The sequence below is a fragment of the Synechococcus sp. A10-1-5-9 genome, assembly GCF_047716785.1.
Taxonomy (GTDB): Bacteria; Cyanobacteriota; Cyanobacteriia; order PCC-6307; family Cyanobiaceae; genus Synechococcus_C.
The window spans coordinates 1,353,854-1,373,721 of the sequence record NZ_CP180406.1 but is presented as its reverse complement, the minus strand read 5'-3'; the positions used below and the strand labels follow the sequence as shown (position 1 = coordinate 1,373,721).

General features: G+C 60.5%; 17 protein-coding genes and 1 tRNA gene. 9 read left to right on the top strand and 9 right to left on the bottom strand.

Annotated elements, in window-relative coordinates; genetic code table 11:
* Positions 1-203 precede the first annotated feature (203 nt).
* The 3 genes from ACLM45_RS07810 (at position 204) to ACLM45_RS07800 (ending at position 2,653) form a co-directional block, all read left to right on the top strand.
* Positions 204-1,025, top strand: a complete 822-nt coding sequence (locus tag ACLM45_RS07810; RefSeq protein WP_415408673.1) for a helix-turn-helix domain-containing protein — start codon at positions 204-206, stop codon at positions 1,023-1,025.
* A 60-nt stretch (positions 1,026-1,085) separates the two neighbouring features.
* Entirely contained in the window at positions 1,086-1,478 is a 393-nt protein-coding gene (locus ACLM45_RS07805) for a response regulator (RefSeq protein ID WP_415408672.1), read from the top strand.
* A 470-nt stretch (positions 1,479-1,948) separates the two neighbouring features.
* Positions 1,949-2,653 carry an SIMPL domain-containing protein gene (locus ACLM45_RS07800; RefSeq protein ID WP_415408671.1) on the top strand — a complete coding sequence of 235 codons (705 nt, stop codon included), beginning with the start codon at positions 1,949-1,951 and terminating at the stop codon, positions 2,651-2,653.
* A gap of 149 nt (positions 2,654-2,802) precedes the next feature.
* Here the strand turns inward: ACLM45_RS07800 and ACLM45_RS07795 are convergent, their stop codons facing one another.
* The 6 genes from ACLM45_RS07795 to ACLM45_RS07770 all read right to left on the bottom strand — a co-directional run bounded on the left by ACLM45_RS07795 (position 2,803) and on the right by ACLM45_RS07770 (position 9,820).
* Entirely contained in the window at positions 2,803-4,377 is a 1,575-nt protein-coding gene (locus ACLM45_RS07795) for a BCCT family transporter (protein WP_415408670.1), read from the bottom strand.
* A gap of 36 nt (positions 4,378-4,413) precedes the next feature.
* Entirely contained in the window at positions 4,414-5,601 is a 1,188-nt protein-coding gene (locus ACLM45_RS07790; protein ID WP_415408669.1) for an FAD-dependent oxidoreductase, read from the bottom strand.
* Complete coding sequence (locus ACLM45_RS07785; RefSeq protein WP_415408668.1) at positions 5,598-6,653, bottom strand: Glu/Leu/Phe/Val dehydrogenase dimerization domain-containing protein; 1,056 nt, start codon at positions 6,651-6,653, stop codon at positions 5,598-5,600. Before ACLM45_RS07785 ends, ACLM45_RS07790 begins: the two co-directional genes overlap by 4 nt.
* Positions 6,653-7,690 (bottom strand): SAM-dependent methyltransferase, encoded by a 1,038-nt coding sequence (locus ACLM45_RS07780; RefSeq protein WP_415411387.1) that lies wholly within the window; start codon positions 7,688-7,690, stop codon positions 6,653-6,655. The genes ACLM45_RS07785 and ACLM45_RS07780 overlap by 1 nt, the downstream gene beginning before the upstream one ends.
* Positions 7,691-7,766: 76 nt before the next feature.
* Entirely contained in the window at positions 7,767-8,360 is a 594-nt protein-coding gene (rdgB, locus tag ACLM45_RS07775) for an RdgB/HAM1 family non-canonical purine NTP pyrophosphatase (RefSeq protein ID WP_415408667.1), read from the bottom strand.
* Positions 8,357-9,820, bottom strand: a complete 1,464-nt coding sequence (locus ACLM45_RS07770) for a phosphoglucomutase/phosphomannomutase family protein (RefSeq protein WP_415411386.1) — start codon at positions 9,818-9,820, stop codon at positions 8,357-8,359. Before ACLM45_RS07770 ends, rdgB begins: the two co-directional genes overlap by 4 nt.
* 52 nt (positions 9,821-9,872) lie before the next feature.
* Between ACLM45_RS07770 and ACLM45_RS07765 the strand changes: the two genes are divergently transcribed.
* Positions 9,873-11,351, top strand: a complete 1,479-nt coding sequence (locus ACLM45_RS07765) for a TM0106 family RecB-like putative nuclease (RefSeq protein WP_006042366.1) — start codon at positions 9,873-9,875, stop codon at positions 11,349-11,351.
* Here ACLM45_RS07765 and ACLM45_RS07760 read toward each other — a convergent pair.
* Positions 11,348-12,220, bottom strand: coding sequence for a YgfZ/GcvT domain-containing protein (locus tag ACLM45_RS07760; RefSeq protein ID WP_415408666.1), 873 nt, complete (start codon positions 12,218-12,220; stop codon positions 11,348-11,350). The genes ACLM45_RS07765 and ACLM45_RS07760 overlap by 4 nt on opposite strands.
* On the bottom strand, positions 12,217-12,798 hold the full coding sequence (gene pyrE, locus ACLM45_RS07755) for an orotate phosphoribosyltransferase (RefSeq protein WP_415408665.1): 582 nt from the start codon (positions 12,796-12,798) through the stop codon (positions 12,217-12,219). The genes ACLM45_RS07760 and pyrE overlap by 4 nt, the downstream gene beginning before the upstream one ends.
* A 59-nt stretch (positions 12,799-12,857) precedes the next feature.
* On the opposite strand from pyrE, the gene ACLM45_RS07750 reads away from it, so the two are divergent.
* The 4 genes from ACLM45_RS07750 (at position 12,858) to ACLM45_RS07735 (ending at position 15,854) form a co-directional block, all read left to right on the top strand.
* A complete protein-coding gene (locus ACLM45_RS07750) occupies positions 12,858-13,382 on the top strand; it encodes a hypothetical protein (protein WP_369776000.1) in 525 nt (174 codons plus the stop codon).
* Between the two features lie 12 nt (positions 13,383-13,394).
* Positions 13,395-13,467: transfer RNA gene (locus ACLM45_RS07745), tRNA-Ile, on the top strand.
* 13 nt (positions 13,468-13,480) lie between these two features.
* Entirely contained in the window at positions 13,481-14,788 is a 1,308-nt protein-coding gene (locus ACLM45_RS07740; RefSeq protein WP_006042362.1) for a hemolysin family protein, read from the top strand.
* Between the two features lie 61 nt (positions 14,789-14,849).
* Positions 14,850-15,854 (top strand): Gfo/Idh/MocA family oxidoreductase, encoded by a 1,005-nt coding sequence (locus ACLM45_RS07735; protein WP_413331075.1) that lies wholly within the window; start codon positions 14,850-14,852, stop codon positions 15,852-15,854.
* A 30-nt stretch (positions 15,855-15,884) separates the two neighbouring features.
* Here ACLM45_RS07735 and ACLM45_RS07730 read toward each other — a convergent pair whose 3' ends face one another.
* Positions 15,885-19,070 carry a glycoside hydrolase family 15 protein gene (locus tag ACLM45_RS07730; protein ID WP_415408664.1) on the bottom strand — a complete coding sequence of 1,062 codons (3,186 nt, stop codon included), beginning with the start codon at positions 19,068-19,070 and terminating at the stop codon, positions 15,885-15,887.
* Positions 19,071-19,119: 49 nt separating this feature from the next.
* Between ACLM45_RS07730 and ACLM45_RS07725 the strand changes: the two genes are divergently transcribed.
* Positions 19,120-19,866: a WecB/TagA/CpsF family glycosyltransferase gene (locus tag ACLM45_RS07725; protein ID WP_415411385.1), complete on the top strand. Its 747-nt coding sequence runs from the start codon at positions 19,120-19,122 to the stop codon at positions 19,864-19,866.
* The last annotated feature ends 2 nt before the right edge of the window (positions 19,867-19,868 follow it).

Below are 19,868 nucleotides of genomic sequence, written 5' to 3'. Positions count from 1 at the left end.
TCATAGTGTGGTTGTTGAAGGCCTTTAAGGTTGCCTCTATGATTAATCGTGGATGAACCTAGGTCTTTAATTTTATGGAACTAGACGTTTGTTCTCGTCTGTCTTCCTGGTATGCCAGCCATAATGCTCGAGCGATTGCTCCTGAATCGTGTGATACGCCACCTTTTATTGAGGGTTTTCATTATGAGGGTACTGATCTTTGCGTGACTCGTCTCGAATTGCAGGCAATTGACAAGTTTTATTTTCGTAATCCAGAGTCTAGTTTCTGTTTTTTCATTCCAGAATTTGGTCAGTTTCGGGGTATGGTTGCTGAGCGATCTATCTGCATGACTCCTCAGCGCCTCGCTTTTGTGATGTTGCCGGGAGAGTCGGCCAAGTTAGTTCCCAGTGCTGAATATGTAAGGCTTCTGCAAGTTAGTATCGGCGTTGAATTCTTGTTAAAAGAGGCTTCCATGCATGGCAGTCCATTTGTGAGTTTGATGTCTTTGAATGAATTAATCCCTGGTCATGAGCAACTAATACTCGCCTGTGCGCTGCATCTTTTTAAGTTCTCGTTAGCAGTTGATATTTCCCCCGAAAGGGTTCTTCAGCCTTTGGAGGCATCCATTATTTCTCTACTTGCTGCTCTGCTTGGCTCTAGCTCCGAGGTTCTTCAGCCAGTTGAGTCTGATACGACTTCTCATTCTTCCTATGTTCAGATGGCGTTGACATATATGGAAGATAATCTTGCGAAAGAAATTTGTCTTTCTGATTTGTGCAAGGTTTGTTGTGTGTCCTCTCGTACGTTGCAAGTTGCATTCAAAACTGTCATGAACCGCACTCCATTGCAGGTTTTGCATGAATTACGTCTAACGCAATTGCGAGGTTTGTTGCTTCAAGGTTTAGAGGTTGGTCGAGCTTGCGAAAGTGTTGGCCTTTTGCATAGTGGCAGGATTTCGGCCAATTACAAGCGTATGTTTGGTGAATTGCCGCGCCACACGCGTAGTCATCGTGTTCTGACCATTGAACCGGTTGGTTTGGTGTGAATTTCCTTTCAATATTTTTGATTGTGCTCGTAATGTTCTTTCGGTGATGTGGTGCTGACGATGTCTTCGATTTTGCCTATTGATTGCGAGGGCCTTTCGGTCGTCATCGTTGATGATGATCCTAGTATTCGAGCATTATTAAAAGCTCAGCTCAGCGATTTCAATGTCACCGCGGTTTTTTTTGACAATGCTTTTGATTTGTTGCGAGACTTTGAACGCTATGAGCCTTCTTGCGTTTTTTTAGACTTAATTCTTCCGCAGATGACTGGCATTGAATGTATTAGTAGTTTGCGTGATAAAGGGTATGCGAAGCCAGCGTTTATTTTTTCAGCGCTTTACGATTCAACGCTACGAGAGCAGTCTCTTCGTGCTGGTGCAGATGATTTCTTTTTAAAAGCTGATTTTTTCAAGGATCTTGGCTCCATTCTGATGCGCGTGAGAGAGCATCATTGATGCTTGCTCTTGATGCTTTTTGAGTTCATCTTTCTCATAATTCTGTTGGTTGGTTGGTTGGTTGGTTGGTTGGTTGTGTTGGTTTTCGACCATCTTTGATGACTTTTTGACGGTCGATGTCAGCTTGTTTTGCATTTGGCTGATGAATCCTTGTTCAATGCGTTCTTCATGGTTTTTATGGCATCAGTTCTACTGCAATGAGTTTGGCTTGGGCATAGTCGAGATTTCTTGCCTCGTGATAGTTGCGTACTTGTTTAATCCTGATGCTCTCGATTCCTTCGGTCGTCGTTTCCCATGTTGCTCGGCATCCTTCACCGGTTGAACTCCCATGGCTTTCATTGCAACTGCTGTGATTCCCGATGCTCAGATGGATTTTGAGATAACTGAACAGTGACCCGTCACCTTGCAGTCACTAGCTCATGGCTCCCATTGAATTAGACAGCACTAAGGCTTTGTGTTCGCTCTTCGCCATGTGTTCCTGGAGATCCACGGTCTCTCTGCTTGCCCTCCCATTGACAATGCTGCTGTATCCCTCGGTTTCATCGGCTGCTTGGGCTGAGGTGCGTGGACCTCGTTGCAGTGGCACTGTGTTGCAGCTGAGTGTCCAGGAGCAAGGCGACACGCGCACCGACCGTTTTCGTTTCACGCTGCGTCTGGAGGCTGAAGCATCCAGCACGGCTGCTGCCCTCGCGCAGCTCAATGGTCGGCTCGCCCGTGTGCGCACTGATCTCACCCCTTTGGCGCTGGGTGGTCTGGACGTGTCTGCACCCAGCACATTCCCCATCAATCGTTCGCAGTCGTCTGATCGCTACCGGGCGTCCACAACCATCCGAGGCTCGGTCAGTCGCAGCAATTACGACACGGTGATTCAGCGGGCCGGTCGCCTGCCAGGGGTTCGCCTCCAGGGCATGACTTCCCTGGCTTCAGCGCAGAGCCAGGCGGAGCTGGAGGAGCGCCTGCTCAAGCGGGCCTTGGATCGTGGTCAGTCGCAGGCGGGGAGTACGGCTTCAGCCCTGGGGCTGTCCCAGGTGAAGCTGTTGCGCATTGATCAGCGCAGCCAGCCCGCATCCCGTGAGCTGGCGATGGCGGCAACGGCCGCTCCCCGCTTCAGGCCTGGGGAGGCCCCACTCCCCACAAGGACTCTGATGCTCACCCTCGATTACTGCCTCTCATAACCCGCATCCGGCTGGTCTGGGTGGAGACCCGTCGTCGGTATCACTCCAGTTCTTTCGGATCTGACTTTCTTTTCAGTTCAACAGACCTGGCTCTGGATTTGGAGGTATCGGGCTCTCCCCTACAGACGCTGCTGACGTCCTTGCTCAGGTCAAATTTGAACTTGCTGACGCTGCTTCCATTCCCTCCATGCCAGCCGTGGCGCTGTCCAGAGAGTGATCAGCACGAGAGGAGTGACTGGAACGGCGGAGATCACAATGAAGGCCTGGAGGGCATTGATCGAAGTGCTGTCCCCCAGGCTGGTACCGATGCGCAGCAGCACCAGGGTGAGGCTGCCAATCATTAGTGCCCAGAACAGCCGCAGCAGTGCAGGTGGCTTGCGTTGGGCACTCACCACCATGGCGGCGGCATAGCTCATCGAGTCGGCGCTGGTGGCCATGAACAGCACTACCAGGATCAGGCCCACAGGAATCAGCAGCCAGGGGAGTGGCAGCTGGCCAAGGATGGCGAGCAGAGCTCCAGCTTCGCCGCTGGCAGCCAGTGGTCCAGTGATGGCTCCCGGATTGCTCAGCTCCAGTTGCATGCCTGTGCCCCCTAGCAGCGTGAACCAGAGATTGGTCACGATCGGGCAGAGGATCGCGACCGCCAGCACCAGTTCACGAAGGCTTCTTCCCCGGCTGACGCCAGCGGTGAACAGCCCCATCAAAGGGGCGTAGCCCAGAAACCAGCCCCAGTAGAACACCGTCCAGCCATTAACCCAGTTGTCGGGCCCACGGTTGGCAGCCAGGGCCATCGGCACCAGGTTTCTCACGTACAGCGTGAAGGAACTGGCGAAGTGCTGAATCAGCCAAAGACCTGGTCCCAACAGAAGCAAAGCTGCGGCTAGGCCGAGCGTGAGCCAAACGTTCACTTCCGACAGCCATTTGATGCCCCGTTGAATTCCGCTCACCGTGGAGGTGGCAAACACCGCGGTAAGAAGTATCACCACTAGCGATTGCAGGCCTGCACTGTCGCTGAGGCCCGGAAGCATGCCCGCGGCGTTGCTCAGCTGCAGGGAAAGAAAACCGAGGGGCCCAACCGTGCCGGCAATGGCAGCCACCACAGAGAGTCCGTCGGCGAGGTCTCCAAGCGGGCCTTCAACCCACCGATGGGGAAGCAGTCCCACCAGAAGAGTGCGCGGCCGCAGGGATTCACCGCGTTGTTCCTGGATCGAAAGTGTGATCGTGACCGTAGTGGCTACCAGTGCCCAAGCCAGGAATCCCCAGTGCAGGAAGCTGACGGCCAAGGAGGGATCGACAGCTGCGGCTGTGGAGCCTTCAACGTTGCTGAAGTAGGGCGCCGGCGTGCGGAAGTGGAACAGTGGTTCGGCCGCTGACCAGAACACACCTCCACCGGCCAGCAGCGTGCAGATCAGCACGGCGCACCAGTCGAAGAATTTCAGGCTTGGTTTGGCATCAACGCCTCCCAAGCGCAGGCGTCCCACTGGGCTGATCGCCATCACCACGGCGATCACAAACAGCACCAGCACCATCCATTGCCAAATGCTGCCCAGGGAGTTGCTAACGATTGCTCTGCCCGAGCTGGTGAACTCCTGGGCCAGTTTCAGGTTGACGGCCGCCAGCACCAGAAAGGCCAGCAGTGGGCCTGCTCCGATCCAGAGGGGTGGGCGACGCCACCAGGGCCTTGGTGTACTTGAACCGTCGTCGAGATTGGTTGGATCGCTCACGGACAATGCTGAATCGAAGAACTGGCGGGTTGTGCTTCAGGCGCGCAAGGCTTCGCGCTGGTGACTCCAGCAGGAGAGATCCACGGCTGGTGATTCTCCGCAGGCCAGTCGGGCAAGGGAATCCCCAACCAGAGGGGCGAACTTGAAGGCTTGGCCGGAGCCTCCGGCGAACAGGCTGAGCTTCGGCGAGAGGCGATCGAGAACGAAGTTCACATCGCTCGCCATGGAGTAAGGACTCATCACCGTCTCCACCCGTTCCTGTACACCGTCGAGTTCGTTGAATAGGAAGCTGTCGAGTAGTTCGACCAGTCGAGCCGGCGGTTCGCTGCACATGGCATTGGGTTCGGCGACCCGCAGCTCTTTTGGAGCCCAGTCGATACCGGCCTTGATCCGCGGACGTCCATCCGCGGTGCGGCTGAGGACAGGGAATCCGTAGTACAGGCCACCATCGTCGCCGCGTTCCCGTTGGAAGCAGAACCATTGCGGGTAGCGATCCGCCAGGGACGGATCAACGGTGTAGTGCGCCCACAACATTGGCCAGATCTCGAGCTTGGGTGAAAGCCCGAGCGGAGCCAGCAACAGATCACTCCAGATGCCGCATGCCACCACCACCTGATCGGCGGCGATGTGATGACCGTCGGCCAGAGTCACGCCGCCGCCGTCGGCATCAATCTCCTTGACCGGAGTTCCCTCCAGCAGACGATGCCCCGCCTGTTCCACTGTGCGTCGCCAGTGGGCGATCACCTTGTCGCTGCGCACGGCCCCGGCGGTGGGTTCGAACAGACCGGTGAAGTCTGGTCTGGGTTTGAGCGGAAAGCGTTCGGCGATCTCCTTCGCGCTCAGAGCCTCATAGGGAATGTTCTGTTCATCCATCACCCGTCGGGCGCCAGGGATGGACCCCTCGATGGTTTCTTCATCCCAGCTTTCGCCGTAAAACAGCAACCCGTGGGTTTCCCTCAGGCGCTCTCCGGCGTGCTGCTCTTCTTCCAGCCAGAGTCGATTGGCTTCCTGGGCCAGACGGCAGAGCACCGGGTCGGAATACATCTCCCGGAACATCCTGGTTTCACCGAAGCTGCTGGCCCGTGCATGGGCCAGGGTCTTCGCTTCCAGAAGCACCACATCACGCACTCCTCGCCGTGCCAGAGCTGCTGCACAGCTCAGGCCGGCCATGCCGCCACCGACGATTACGACCTCGGCCTTGACAGGCATTGGTGGCTGGCTCATTCCGCGTCTCCGAAGCTCAGGCCGATCGGATCATGTTCACGTTCTGCGGCCACTTCCACGAGGGCAGCCCCCACCGACAAGCCCTGATCACGCTGATTGAGATAGTTGGTTGCGCGTTGGTGCACTTCCTGGCGAACGAAGGCATAGACATCGTTTGCACCCGCTCCTTCCCAGGCGTCCGGTGAAAAACGTTCGATTGAATCAGCAATCACCGCGCCGGCATTCACCAGCGGGTCGGGAAGCACCCGAATGCCGCGACGGCGCAGCTCGTCCGCGAGCTGGGAGTGCTGGAAGGGGGCATTGGCTGCTGGTACCACTGCAGCCACCTTGAGGGCGGACGCCATCTCTGCGTTGATCAACCCGGAAATGGAGCAGGGGATCAGCAGATCCACCTTGATCTCCCACCAAGGGCAATCACTGGGCAGGGGTGTGGCTCCGGGAAAACTCGCCCGCGCTCGGTCAAGATCGGCGGTAAACACGGTCCAGCCGTGTTGGACCAGCACGCGAGCCACTGTGCCTCCCACGGCGCCGCAGCCATGCACGAGAGCGCGGCCAGGGGTTGCTTGGCTGAGCTCGGCCTCCAGCACGGCTTCAACGGCGCCCAAGGTGCCGTGGGCCGTGGCCGCACTGGCGTCGACCGGGCTTCCCACAGCCGCCAGCACATGGGGGGTGAGCGCCGTCAGACGCTCCATGTCTTCCAGGCTGGTGTTCAGATCACAGCCGGTGATCATGGCGCCATCGAGGGATTCGAGCAGGCTGGCGGTGACTTGGATCAACTCGTCTTTCACAGCGGCCGGCTCCGTGGCCCGCGCCACGATCTTGCCCCCGGCGAACCCTGTTCCGTAGAGGTCATGCTTGTGGGTCATCAGTCCTGCCAGACGTTCACCGTCGGCGATGCACGCTGCGTCGCTTGGATAGTTGAGCAAGCGCAGTCCGCCATTGGCGGGGCGCGCGGAGTCGGTGTCCTCTGCGACGACAAACACCGACAGGTGATCGGAGACATGCTCAGCGAGCACCGACACGGTCGGCTTGGTGTGGGTTGTGGTTGTCATCAGGCCACTTTCTCCATCATCTGGTGGTGTTCGACGTAATCAAGGCTCCATTCACTCGGAGCATCGGCGATTCGTTGCTGGAGGCGCTCATAGACCAGGTCCGCGGCTTTGTCGCCAGCGGCACTGGCGAAGCTGTGTCGACTCCAGCTGCGGATCGTGGCCATCAGGCCCGCCGCGAAGGTGGCCGTGTCGCCATCCTCGTTCCAGCGCCTGCGGTAGGGGCATTTGACATACACCGTGCGCTCATCCACCAGACGCAGGCCGTTGCGGTAGGGCGCTGAGGATTCATCCTTCAGCGGCGCCATGAATTCGTCAGGGGACTTGTAGAAGTTGAGCACCGTGCCGCTGCGGTACTGCTCCTCATTGATCACTCCCTCGTCGGCCAACCCACGCCAGATCTGATGCAACTGGTCGTGCACATTGCGAGTCTCCCCGCCGTTGTGTCCGAGATAGCGGCCTTCATGGTCCCGTGACAGGTTCACAGTCAGCAGACGACCACCCACGATCAGCTCACGGCTGCGTAGTTCGAGCACGTAGGTCCAGTCCTTGAGGGCCTGGCTTGTAAACCGCTGCAGAGCGTCGGCGTCGGCCGAGGCCAGCACGTGCGTATGGGTGTCGAGCGGTCCGGGCGACTGGCTCAGCCAATGCATGGCTGTCGCAGAAAAGCCGAAGCTGATGGTGTTGGGACCGACAGAGGGCTCGTAAAAACTTCGGGCACTCACCAGAACGGTGGGCTTGGGCTCCCTGGGAATCTGCAGAGCCAGGTTTTCGGCCAGGGCCACGTTGTCGTTGCTTGGCAGGTCGTTGCCGATCAGCGTGAGGTGAGCCTGCGGCTGATTGGCGTGCAGGCGATCGAGGATCTGGTTCCAGAGCCCTACGGCGGTGCCTCCATCGGCTGCTCCGTAATCGATCAGCACATGGCTGTCAGATACAGGAAGTTGATTCACACAAGTCAGGGCCCAGTCCGAGGCGGCTTCGATGCAGAGGAGAGCGCCTTCGGTCTGCGCGCTGTAACCCGTGGTCATGGCAATGGCCATGGACCTCGTCAGCGACAACGTTCACGGTACAGGACACTTCTGTCAGGACTTCGTGACATAGGTCACCCCGGTGGCCTCAGGCCTTGAAGAGGAGTTGCCGGAGCTGGGGTTCCAGCAGGGCGAAGGCCCGGCCCCGGTGGCCGTGCGCTTTCTTCTCGGGTGTGGACATTTCGGCGAAGGTGCTTGCGGTGCCATCCACCTCGAAGATCGGGTCATATCCGAAGCCCCCCTCGCCTCTGGGGCTTCGCGTGATCTGTCCTTCGCAGCGCCCCTGCACCTCAAGCAGCACACTATCGCCAGGTGCCGCCAGACATAAGGCGGCACAAAAATGCGCGCTTCGGTCGTCGTGATCTTGTAGGGCCTCGAGCAGTCGGCTGATGCGTTGCGGGTCAGTTGGGGCATAGCGGGCGGAATGCACCCCAGGGGATCCGTTGAGAGCGTCAACGCTCAAGCCAGAGTCGTCGGCGAGGGCCCAGGAATCGGTCGCGTTGGCGACGGCTAAGGCTTTCAAGCGGGCATTGGCCGCGAATGTCTGACCCGTTTCCTCCACCTCCAGCCCTTCTGGTTGGGCGGTGATCCGAAGCGGAAGACTGCTCAGAAGGTGTTCGAACTCACGGATCTTGCCGCGATTGCCACTGGCGATCACCAACGTTCGCGGGGACGGACTCATGCTGCCTCCGCGAAGCTGCGGGCCCAGGCGAGCACTTCGGCTACACGCCCAGCGTCCGGCGCCTCGCAGTAGAGGCGCAACAGCGGCTCGGTTCCAGAGAAACGGAGCATCAGCCAATGGCTTGGGCCAAGTCGCAGTTTCACGCCATCGGTGGTGATCACCTCCTGAACGGCAACACCAGCTACCGTCTGCGGTGGCTGTTCCCCAAGCAGTGCCTCGAGGCGGCGGCGCGAGTCCATGTCGGGCAGGCGCAGGTCGAGGCGGTCGTAATGGCTAGCCCCTCCGCAGCGATCCCGCAACGCCTCGAGGCGTTTCCCCAAAGGCTGGCCGCCCGCCACAAGAGCCTCAAGAACCAACATCGCTGCGAACAGGGCGTCCCGTTCCGGTAAGTGCATGCCGAAGCCGACGCCGCCGGATTCCTCGCCGCCGATGAGTACCTCTCCGCTCAGCATCTCGGCAGCGATGTATTTGAAGCCAACGGGCAGTTCGAGCACGGTTCGACCGAGATCCTCGGCAACCAGGCGCATCAGATCAGAGCCGCTCACGGTCTTCACAACAGCGCCAGGTAGTTGTCTCGACCCTGCTAGATGGTCGATCAGAAGCGGCATTAACTGCTGGGTGCTGCAGAAACAACCGGTTTCATCAACCGCTGCGATCCGGTCGCCATCGCCATCAAACACCAGGCCCACAGCTGGATGGCCAGATTGCGTGGAGGCCTGTACGGCGGCGATCAGCTGTTTCAGGTGAGGGGCCAGAGGTTCCGGCGGGCATCCCCCGAAGAGAGGATCGCGGAGGCTACGGATCTCGGAAACGATCCCGTTGGCCTCGGCACCCAGGAGCTCCTGCACACAGCCTGCGGCGGAGCCATGCATCGGATCCACGATCACTTTCAGGCCCATGGAGTTCAGGCCCTGGGTGATGGCGCTCAAATCGAGCTTGTTGCGCAGCCCTTGGAGATGCTCGTTCCGAGCATCAAACCGTGGCAGGTCACCAGGAATAGGAACAGTGATTCCACCGGCGGCCAGGCGCTGTTCCACTGCAGCCGTGAAATCACCCTCCACGGAGCCGCCGAAGGGCCCTTTGATCTTGAGACCCAACCATTCCGGTGGGTTGTGACTGGCGGTGATCACGAGGGCTCCAAGGGCCTGGCGCTGGACCACAGCCCAGCTGCAGGCGGGCGTGGGCACCGCTGTGCTTGTCAGCAATGGATCCAGCCCAGCGCCGCGTACTGCGGCGGCGATCGCCTCGGCCAGCTCCGGTGCCAGAAAACGTCGGTCATAACCGATTACCACCGTTCGGCTTTTGTGGTCCTCAGGCGCCTGATAGGCCAGTTCCCGAGCAGCTGCAGCTGCCACCTGCAGGAGCCGTTCCACGGTGATGTCCACCCCAAGAATTCCGCGCCATCCATCAGTTCCAAAACGGATCGGTGCTGCAGTTAAAGGAAGAGGAGCCGACGCCATAGGAAGCCTGCGATGCATTGGATCTAGCAGCTGGCCGCCGTAACGTCGGCCCATGGGTGACACCCCCTCTGCTGACAAGCCGCTTACAGATCGTCTGCTGCGCAGCTGGACGCGCTGTCGGCGTCGCGCCTGGCTCGATCGCCATGGCGACGACCGGCAGCGGCTCTACACAGCCCACCGAACCCTCCAGCTCGACGATCAGCAGCGCAGTTTTGTGGCTCTCTTGGCCAAGAAGCCTGGCCATGGACTGCAGGCCTGTGCGCAGGGTGAGGCCGGTGTGGTGGGGTTGCGGCTTCGCTCTACCACCCGGGATGGTCTGGCTGTTGAGGCTCATCCCGCTCTGCTTCAACGTCGAGCGGGCTCCAGTCGTTGGGGATCTTTTGTCTACCGACCTGTGCTGGCACGGCAGGGGCGACGGCTGACGCGCGAACACAGACTGCAGCTGGCCTTGGCCGGGCGTCTTCTCGAACGGTTGCAGCAAGCACCTGTCCCCGATGGCCTTGCCTTGGCTGGATCCGGTCGTCGCCTTGAGCGGGAAACAGTGCCGCTCGGTGGTGGGCTCCAGCATCAGCTGGATGAGTCCCTGTCCAAGCTCGCGACGGATCTGAGTCGCCCCACTCCGCCGGCTCTGGCGGCGGACCGACGCAAATGCACGTTGTGCTCATGGCGTGGCGTGTGCAATGCCGACGCCGCCCGTGAAGGCCATCTCAGTGAAGTGAGCGGCATCGGTGCCAAACGCCGGGAGATGCTGATGGAGATTGGCATTGAAGGCCTGGCGGCTCTGGCCGACGCCGATCCGGAGCGGCTGGCGCTGCAGCTCGAGCGATTTGGTGAGCAGCACGGTGCTGTGGCGGCACCTCTGGTGGCGCAGGCAAGGGCCCAACGCGATGGATGTGCTGAGCCACTGGCTGCACCACCAGTCCTTCCGGAACTGGCTGAAGCGCCTGGGGTGCTGTTGTATGACATCGAATCCGATCCTGATGCCCGCGACGATTTCCTACATGGATTCGTGCGCTTGCCAAGAGGGCTGGATGGTCGCTGGGATCCCTCGCTGGCGACTTATCACCCTTTGCTGGCGCTGCAGGAGCACGGGGAGGGGGCCTGTTGGACGCGTCTCCAACGGATGCTGCGGCTTTACCCCGATTGGCCCGTGCTCCATTACGGAGAAACCGAATCCCTAGCGCTGCGTCGCATGGCCCAGCGTCAGGGGATCGGGGATGGGGACCTGATGGCGTTGCGACGTCGGCTGGTGGATGTTCACGAGAGATTGCGCCGTCATTGGCGCCTGCCGCTGAACAGCTACGGGCTCAAGACCGTGGCGGATTGGCTTGGTTTCCGTTGGGGACAGACAGGCGTGGATGGAGCCCGGGCACTGCTTTGGTGGCGGCAGTGGCGGGGAACCGGCCCGGGGGACCGGGGCCACGTGCAGGCTCTGCGCTGGATTTTTGCCTACAACCGGGATGACGGTATGGCGACCTGGGCGGTGGCCGCCTGGTTGTTGGCGCAAGACGAAACGGAGCGGAAGGCTTAACGCCCGCTTGGTGGATCTTGAAAGGCTCCGGGGCGCTGCAGCGTCAAGGTCAGTGGATGGGGTCGGGACTCCGTGGTTTCGCTCTGCAGTTCCTCAGCCTCGAGCGCTTGTCGTCGGATCAGGGCCAGCCCACACTGGGGTTCACACGCGTTGGGATGAGCAACGCTGGTGATGCGTCCGGCTCGTTCACCGTTCAGGGTCAGCCCATCCCCTGGCTTGAGCTCTGCGGCCACTGGATCTGCGCATTGCCAGGAGCGCAACTGCTGTTTCACCGCACCGCGAGATCCCAGTTTGGCCAGGGTCTCTTGGCCCAAATAGCACCCCTTCTCGAGGTTCACCCACCCCGCCAGGCCCAGCTCAAAAGGATTGGTGTCGCCATTGATCTCTTCGGCGCCGAGGGGCCAGCCCTGCCGAAGCCGCCAGCGCTCCAGGTCGGCCGCGGCGCACGCTTGCGTTCGATTCCATGGCGGAGGAGGGACGGCGTCGTCATCCAGCCACAGCACGGTCTCCGGGCCTGGTGCTTGATCGCTACTCAAGTGCTGCAGGCGCCTTTGCTGTCGCGCTGGACCGAGCCTGACGCGGTCCGCTGGGAAGATCACACGATCCAGGCCTTTGGCCAGATGGTCAGAGTTTCCATTGAGCACAAGCACGTCGGCGCCTTGATCGTCGAGGCGCAGCTCCAGCAGCGCCTGCACCCGGCCCGTGGCATTGAGCCAGCACGCCTGAAGCAACTGCCCTAAGGCTGCGCCGTCCACCCTGGCGCTTGTCTGGCCATGCAGGAATCCCGCGCAGCCCGAACCCTCGAGTCGGATGACATCAAAGTGTGCGTCCCAGAGGAGGGCTTGTGATTTCGATCCATCCATCGTCAAGCCGTCAGCTCCTTGGCGCGGGTTGCCACCTGGTGCAGTTTGAACAGGCTGACCAGCTCGAGATCGGTCGCGGCCATCGCGGCGCTGCCCCCTTCCTCACGATCCACGATCGTCACAACCCGACCCACGTTGTACCCCGCCTCACGCAGTTGCTGCACGGCTTTGATCGATGAGCCACCGGTGGTGACGACATCTTCCAGCACCGTGACGCGAGCGCCTGGCTCGGGCAGAGGCCCCTCGAGCCAGGCGCCAGTGCCATGGCCCTTTGCCTGTTTGCGCACGATCAGGGCATCGAGTGCACGACCTTGCTGCGCGGCTGCCATCGCCACACCGCTCACCAGGGGATCAGCACCGAGGGTGAGTCCCCCCACTGCAACGGCCTCTATGTCCACCAGCGCGAGCATCGCTGGACTCAGCAGGGCCAGGCCGCTGCCACTGAGAGCGACGGGCTTGCAGTTCACGTAATGGTCGCTGCTGCGGCCGGAGGCCAAGGTGAAGTGTCCAAACCGATAGGCCTCCCGCGCCAGGCGGTCGAGAAGAACATCGCGATCCATGGATGGGTCGGAACGATCGGTCATGGGGGGCTGGTGCACGGCGAATCCTCTGCCTAGTTTGCGCGCAGAGTTGCCTCCGTTCCGTGGCCAGGCGTCGCCCCAGCCCCTTGCTTCTGTTCATTCCTCTGGCCCTGTGTCCCAAAGGAATGGCCAGACCCATGGTCTGCACCACAACTTTGGAGGCACCTGCAGGGATCTCGGCTTCGGCTGAGGCCGTCGCCCAGCAGCCTGTGGAGGTGACTCGATGTGCCCCTGTGGAGGCCACCGAAGCCCTGGTGGAGCGTCGTTTCTACACATGGACGTCGTCTTATGCCCGAGGGGTCGACCTCCTACACCAGGTCACCGATTTGTTCGGAATTGCGCTAGCTGGGTCCGATGGCCAGCGATTGATGGGCCTGGGGTTCCCTGATCAGACCATCATCTGGGATGGATCTGCACTGCAGAACACCACCCGAATCCTGCTTGAAGAGCAGAGCGCACCGATTCCCTGGCGCACGGTTGATTTATCCAATGGATTTGGCAGCAGTCTGGCGGAGGAGATGCAGCAGCCCCCGTCCGTGCTCAAGCCGTCACCAAACCCCTTTCCTGCTGTTCGGGCTCTGTGGTAAGACCTCAATTGTGGGGGTCTAGCAATCTGGTGAATGCAGCGAACTCATAATTCGCCTAAGGCGAGTTCGATCCTCGCGACCCCCATCCCCTCTCCCGAATGCGCCCCCTTCTGCTGATCGCGCTGCTGGTTCTGCCGGCTCTGTTTTCAGCAGCCGAGGTGGCGCTGCTGAGGCTCAGACCGAGTCAGGTGCATGAGTTCAGCGAGCAAGGTCGCCCCGGTGCTCAAGCCCTGCAAAGGCTGCAGCGTCGCCTGCCGACAGCGCTGCTTATGACCCAGTTCGGTACGACGCTCTCACTGGTGGCGCTTGGCTGGACGGGGCGGGGTTTCGGTCAGCGCTGGTGGCCGCTTGATACGCCCGCCGGTCGCTGGTGGGATCTCGCCTGGTTCCTCGTACTAGTGGTGATGGCCACCTTGCTTGCGGGGCTGTTGCCCCGGGCCTGGGTGCTGAGTCGTCCCGAATCCTCAGCGCTGCAGCTAGGGCCAGTGCTGGAGGGAGCGATTCGGGCGCTGCAGCCACTGCTCACGATCCTCGATGCTCTGGCCACACTTCTTCTGCGACTCGCCGGCCTCAGCCAGCGCTGGGGAGCCACCGTCTCCGCGCTGTCGGCTAGTGAGCTGGAGACCTTGATCGAAAGCGGCGGTGTGACAGGACTCAAGCCCGATGAACGCAACATCCTTGAGGGTGTGTTTGCTCTGCGCGATACCCAGGTGAGAGAGGTGATGGTTCCCCGCTCAGGGATGGTCACCCTGCCGGTTGAGGTTCGTTTCGCTGGGTTGATGGAGGCAGTGCATCGCACCCGTCATGCTCGTTTTCCCGTGATCGGTCAATCGCTCGATGACGTGCGTGGTGTTCTCGATCTCAGGCGCCTTGCGGAACCGATCGCTCGGGGAGAACTGAAGGAAGACTCTTCGTTAGAGCCCTACTTGATGCCTGCTGAGACCGTTCTGGAAACCAGCAACCTCGCTGAGCTCTTGGCGATCATCCGTTCAGGCCATCCCCTTCTTCTCGTTGTGGATGAACATGGCGGCACGGAGGGCCTGGTCACCGCCGCTGATCTCAATGGCGAAATTGTCGGCGATGAGCCAGCGGAGGAGACCGATGAACCCGATCTTCAACCGGTGGAAGGTCAACCGGGGACCTGGCTCGTCGCAGGCGACTTGGAGATCTTCGAGCTGAACCGCCAGCTGGCACTTGATTTGCCAGAGGCCAGCGATCATCACACTTTGGCTGGTTTTTTGCTGGAGAAGCTTCAGCACATCCCCTCGCCAGGGGAAGCACTGCGTCATAACGGGCTCCAGTTTGAGATCTTCGCCATGGCGGGCCCCCGCATCGTGCGGGTGCGCTTGGTGCTTCCAGACCAGGAGGTTTCCACCCAGGATTCTCCAAATCCAGAAGAGCTGTAATTCCGTTTCACTAACCGTTCAGTCGATCAACGATAATCAGCGCGTTTGCGCAGGCTCCTTGATGACCGACACCATGGTTCCGGTGAAGGTCGGCGTGATCGGCATCGGCAACATGGGCTGGCACCATGCTCGCGTTCTCAGCCTGCTGAAAGACGCTGACCTGATCGGCGTGGCCGATCCGGATGAGGCCAGAGGGGCGCTGGCCAGGGAGCAGTTCGGATGTCGCTGGTTCGCTGACTACCGCGACATGTTGAGTGAAGTTGAGGCCGTTTGCATTGCCGTTCCGACACTGCTCCATCACTCCGTGGGTCTGGCCTGTCTTGAAGCCGGTCTGCACGTTTTGATCGAAAAGCCCATCGCTGCAAGTCAGGAGGAGGCTGCCGCTCTGATTGATGCAGCGAGTAAGGGCGGACGTCTGCTTCAGGTTGGTCATATTGAGCGGTTCAATCCTGCCTTTCGTGAGCTCACCAAAGTGGTGGCCAATGAGGAGGTTGTTGTGTTGGAGGCACGCCGGCACAGTCCCCACGCAGACCGCGCCAATGATGTCTCCGTGGTTCTGGATCTGATGATTCACGATCTCGACCTCGTTCTTGAACTCGCCGGTTCGTCTGTGGTGCATCTGTCCGCGGCCGGTGGTCGCAGTTCTTCAGGTCCGATCGACTACGTCAATGCCACGCTCGGGTTCGAGAACGGCGTTGTGGCCAGTCTCACCGCCAGCAAAATGAGCCACCGCAAGATCAGAAGCCTTAGCGCCCACTGCCGCTCCAGCCTGGTGGAGACGGACTTTCTCAATCACAACTTGCACATCCACCGCCGCGCCCACGAGTGGTATTCGGCTGACCATGGTGAGCTGCTCTACAGAAATGACGGGTTCATTGAGGAGGTGAGCACCACCTCCATCGAACCCCTCTACGCCGAGCTCGAGCATTTCTTGCAGTGCGTGCGAGGCCAGGAAACTCCAGCGGTGGATGGGCAACAGGCCTCAAGAGCCTTGCGATTGGCTGATTTGATCGAGCAGGCGGTCGAACAACCTGGTGTTGGCATTCCGCTTGAGGCGCCGATCTGAGTCGGGTCTCCCTCGCCTCAGGGGCTCAGGTCAAGTGAGATTGTCCTGATCGGCGAGCTGACGCAGGGCCTCGATCTGCCAGTGACGGCAGAGGGCAGGGGATGACCGGTAAAACTGATCCCATGCACTGGCTTTGTGCTGGGCGTAATCAGCTTCCGTTAAGTCGGGGTGGGTGGCGTGCCATCCAACGCGAACGGCATGACCGATCACCACATCCAGCGCGATGTCGTCATCGATCTGGATCTTGGGATTGGCGGTGGTAAAAGCCATCAGTGAGAGCAGACTTTCCGTGCATAGTTGTCGGTACTCGGGCGCGGTGATTCGGCTCAGAAGATGTTCAACTTGGATCGCGAAGTTGCGCTCGCCGGGTGTTTTCTCCAGCAGGAGGGCACTGGTCAGGCGATTGCGGCGTTCAAGTTTGTCTCCAATCACCAAGCCCCGGCAGTGGTGCAGAAGCGACCAGATGCCTGCATAAAACTCCTTGGGGACTTGCTGGAGGGAGCCAAGACGGATGCGATGTTGAAGCCAGTTATTTCCACCGGGACCCGTTTCAAGGGGAGCCGGCACACTCCATTGCACCGTCCCGCGCACATGCAGCAACTCCCGCCGCTGCAAGGCGTCGCGGGCATGATCGACATCCTCCAATACCGTACGTAGCCTTTGGCCAAGGCGGTGCGGCGGTTCATCACACACGGCTTCGAAGGCTTCGTCCTGGCTGAGTTGTCGTTCAGCAGCAAGCTCAGACGTGAGCAGCAGCAGCAACTGTCCGAGCTGGAAGGTCAGAGAACCTCGGATCATGTCCGGTTCGCGCCGAGCGATTCCGTCGAGCGCCAGCAAGAGTTCCTGCTGCAGCATCCACTCGCGACCGTCACTGCCGCATGTTTGCTCGATCAGGGCTGCAATCTCGTGGCTGGACACGGGAGTGCTCAGTCGTGAAACCTTGGTGTAATTCCGTCCAACCACCACCTGCTTCTGTCGGCTGAGCAGGTCGATGAGTGCATCGTCGAGTTGCGGGTGAACGAGTCCCATGGCACCGGCGCAGCGACGGGCCACGTTCCAGTCCTCCTGCTGCAGCCCCCGTCTGTAAATCTCTTCCAGCAGGGTCTTGATCTCCACCGGAGCACCCTGGGGGCCGCTCAGGATCGATGCGCTTCCCAGCCTGCGCGTGAGTAACTCCAGTACTTCGGCCTGCTCTCGCAGGGAGTTGCTGGACCAGAGACGGCGCCGCAGCTCCTCCAAGGATGTGTCGTCCAGCTCCTGTTCCTGGGCAGCGGTGAGATCACTCAGATCTGTTGAGGCCCGCAGCAGTTGTTTGGCACTGGGGGCGGCGGGTAGACCGGCGGTCCCCAGCGAACCCGGCAGTTCATGCCACTGGGCGCTGGCCGCCAGGGTTTCTAGGGCTGCAAATTCCACATTCACTTCCTCCACGGAACCACTGCGGAGGCGCTCTGTAAGGGCGAGCAGATGCTTGTCACTCCGCTCCAGCAAGGAGGCTTGCACCGGAATCAAGAGCAGGGGTGAGCCAGGCCCCTGCCAGTGTCTCTGCAGCAGATGCAGCTCGTTCACCACACTGTCCACCAGGTGTCTGGGATCGTGACTGAGGTAAAACGTTCCCTCCTCAAGGACTGCGGGAAGGAAGGCCAGCTGCCTCTCACCCAGTCGGTAGAGCCTTGCGCTGGCAGCAGTCTCAGGTCGCAGAGGCGGATGACCGCTCAGGCCGAGAGCCTCGTCCACGCCGACAGCGCCCAGGTGTTGCCGCAGTGCATCGGAGCTCAGAACCTCGATCCCTGCAGTCTCTAAATCGCAGACCGGAAGGCCCAGCTCCTTCAGCCGCGAGGCCACGGTGGAATCGTTGGGTACCAGGCAGACCAGCACCGACTCGGCGCCAAGAACGGACGGCAGACGTCGGTCGCAGGGATCGAGGTCTGCCGCCTCGATCAGCCCATCCATCAGCATCTCTCCAAGCCAGGCCAGGCTCTGCGTCCAAAGCAGGGGGACATTGTCATTAGCGACCCGTTTCTGGCTCCCTGGGACTTGGCGTTCACGCTCCAGGGCTTCGGCAGGAACGAGGTACAGCTCCGGGTAAAGCATCTGGCCGTTGCGTTCCACGCGTAGAGCTTCCAGGCGATGGCGCCACTGCCTGGCTTCATCCCAGCGCTCCTCAAAACAGGCGGTGACCAGTTCATACGCCAAGAACAGGGGCCACTCCGACTCGACCCCCTCAAACGTGGCCAGTTCATCGCATTCGTAGTGCAGTCGGGTGATGTCTTCCACCACGGTCTGGTGGCCGTCGCGCCGGAAGCGCTTGTACCCATAGAGACCGCCCAGTTCCCTGCGGATGCGTCGGGCCGTGCGTTCGACGAGCTCAGGATCCTCGAGAGCCCAGGCGGGATAGCCGATCACCGAAAGGCAGGCGCTGTCCACCTCTTTGCTGGCGGATTCGCGAGGGAGAAGCCCTTGCAGCGCTCGCCGGAGACGCACCACCGCACCATGGGGGATCAGGACGGTCACGCTGCCATCGCCGTGCGCGGCAAAGAGATCCACGCCGTCCAGAGCCTCCAGGGCCGCCTTCGCCATGCCGATCGAGCTGGCATTGCGTTCTGGCAGTCCGTGGTTGCCCTTATCTCCCCGTTCCCAGATGCCGTAATCGGGGGTCTGGTAAGCCCGGGCGACGTAATAAACCAGGTTCTGAATGAAGGCCGCTTCATGGCGGTTGTGGATCACGGCCAGGCCACTGCGGCTCAACTGGGCCAGTTGGAGCAGAAAGAGTGATGTGGCATCCAGCTGGAGGTGCCCCCAGCCGTCATCGGGCACCACCGGTTCACCATTGCGGCTGTCGTACTTGGCATGGAGTGCATCCAGCGGATCCAGGCTGTGCTTGAAGCGTTCAACCTTTTCCACCTGTCGCATCATGGCGCTGAGCAGTCCGCGCATAAGGTCGACCACCCGCTGCTCCAGTTCCCAACTGCGTTGGCATGGGCCTAGGAGTTTGCGGTGGGCAATGGCTAGTCCCCAAACGCACTGGATCGAGTACACGCAGTCGCGAACCCAGGCATCGCCGTAGTTGCCGTGAACGGTGTGAGCTGTGCTCGCAGGAAGGAGTCCGCTGAGAGGGTTCTGCCGTTGCAAGACCACGGCTTCAATGGCGCTGTCCAGGTGCTGCAACTGGGCCAGCTTCTCTTGGTCATTCCCGGCAACCGGATGGGACAGAACCATGGCCTCGCGTTCGACCGGACTTAGATTCTCACTCGGAGCCGTTTCGGAGATGGAAACAATCAGCACTGGCCCGCGAGATCGCCGTCGCTGCCACGTTCTTGGGGTTCCTGTTGACGCTTGCCGGGACGTTGCGGCTGCTGCCATCGGCCTGCATGGAGAGGGTGGCGGTCAGATCGTGACGCTCAATGCTGAGATGACGATGCGGGCCCGTCAGGACGCAGAACTGGGTGCGGTGATCGCCCAGGCCGACCTGGTGGTTCCGGATGGAGCGGGAGTGGTCTGGGCCTTAGGTCGCCAGGGGGTCAGGGTGCGTCGCAGCCCTGGAATTGAGCTGGCTTGGTCACTGCTCAGCTATGCCGAAGCCCATCACTGGTCCGTCGCCCTGGTGGGTGGTTCACCCGAGGTGATGGAGTGTTTGAAGTCCACGCTGGCTCGGAGCCATCCCCGCTTGAGGTTGCTGATGGCAGAACACGGATTTCAAGCGTCAGATGCTTGGCCAGCTCTGGAGTCTCGTCTCCGTGGTCTGCGGCCTGATCTCGTGCTGGTGGCTCTTGGTGTGCCCCGTCAGGAAGTCTGGGCGAAGAGCATGCGTCAGTCCCTTCCAGGTCTCTGGATGGGTGTGGGCGGCAGCTTCGATGTCTGGTCCGGTCTCAAGCAGCGCGCACCGGAGTGGACCAGTCGACTGCAGATGGAATGGCTGTTCAGGCTGCTCCAGGACCCATCACGCTGGCGGCGTTATCTGGTGCTCCCCCAATTCGCTTGGGCTGTGCTTCGAGACGGCGGTCGCCGGCGTTAACG

Coding starts and splice junctions, on each gene's coding strand:
- ACLM45_RS07770 (WP_415411386.1), bottom strand. CDS start 9,820: ATGGCGTCGGCTCCTCTTCCTTTAACTGCAGCACCGATCCGTTTTGGA.
- ACLM45_RS07735 (WP_413331075.1), top strand. CDS start 14,850: ATGACCGACACCATGGTTCCGGTGAAGGTCGGCGTGATCGGCATCGGC.
- ACLM45_RS07725 (WP_415411385.1), top strand. CDS start 19,120: ATGGAAACAATCAGCACTGGCCCGCGAGATCGCCGTCGCTGCCACGTT.
- ACLM45_RS07800 (WP_415408671.1), top strand. CDS start 1,949: ATGTGTTCCTGGAGATCCACGGTCTCTCTGCTTGCCCTCCCATTGACA.
- pyrE (WP_415408665.1), bottom strand. CDS start 12,798: ATGACCGATCGTTCCGACCCATCCATGGATCGCGATGTTCTTCTCGAC.
- rdgB (WP_415408667.1), bottom strand. CDS start 8,360: ATGAGTCCGTCCCCGCGAACGTTGGTGATCGCCAGTGGCAATCGCGGC.
- ACLM45_RS07730 (WP_415408664.1), bottom strand. CDS start 19,070: ATGGTTCTGTCCCATCCGGTTGCCGGGAATGACCAAGAGAAGCTGGCC.
- ACLM45_RS07805 (WP_415408672.1), top strand. CDS start 1,086: ATGTCTTCGATTTTGCCTATTGATTGCGAGGGCCTTTCGGTCGTCATC.
- ACLM45_RS07785 (WP_415408668.1), bottom strand. CDS start 6,653: ATGACAACCACAACCCACACCAAGCCGACCGTGTCGGTGCTCGCTGAG.
- ACLM45_RS07765 (WP_006042366.1), top strand. CDS start 9,873: ATGGGTGACACCCCCTCTGCTGACAAGCCGCTTACAGATCGTCTGCTG.
- ACLM45_RS07790 (WP_415408669.1), bottom strand. CDS start 5,601: ATGAGCCAGCCACCAATGCCTGTCAAGGCCGAGGTCGTAATCGTCGGT.
- ACLM45_RS07740 (WP_006042362.1), top strand. CDS start 13,481: ATGCGCCCCCTTCTGCTGATCGCGCTGCTGGTTCTGCCGGCTCTGTTT.
- ACLM45_RS07780 (WP_415411387.1), bottom strand. CDS start 7,690: ATGGCCATTGCCATGACCACGGGTTACAGCGCGCAGACCGAAGGCGCT.